Origin of the sequence: Listeria rocourtiae subsp. hofi (assembly GCF_963575615.1) — a bacterium.
Classification (GTDB): Bacteria; Bacillota; Bacilli; order Lactobacillales; family Listeriaceae; genus Listeria_A; species Listeria_A hofi.
This window is the reverse complement of sequence record NZ_CAUYTL010000101.1, coordinates 1-358: the sequence shown is the minus strand read 5'-3', so window position 1 is coordinate 358 and position 358 is coordinate 1. Positions and strand designations below refer to the sequence as shown.

Here is a 358-nt window from a genome sequence, read left to right as displayed (position 1 = left end):
AGCTAACAGTTCCTACTGCCAAGCCTGTAGTGGACTTTCACCACCTAGCATTTGCGCATGCTGGGCGCACAAAAAGAAGCAAATCTCTTGTTTTTAACTAGAGACTTGCTCCTTCGGACTTATTTTGCTAAGGCTGCTGCAATGATTGTTTGTGTGTCGAGTACTTTTCCTACTTTGTCAAAAGCTTGGATAGCGATAACATCGTCTGCTGATTTGATCTTGTCTAGTGCGTAGAATTTGAACGTGCCGTCTGCGTTGAATGTGCCACCTTTATAGGCTGTCCCGTTCACAGTTACGACTACTGATTTCACGTCGCCAGTATACGTACCTGTGATGTTTTTATCACCAACTGTGTATG

1 protein-coding gene is annotated in these 358 nt (G+C 44.1%); it reads right to left on the bottom strand.

Translation table 11 applies throughout. The annotated features are described in order from the left end of the window. Positions 1-119: 119 nt before the first annotated feature. A partial coding sequence (locus R8925_RS15900; RefSeq protein ID WP_430536755.1) for an immunoglobulin-like domain-containing protein occupies positions 120-358 on the bottom strand: 239 nt, incomplete at its 5' end.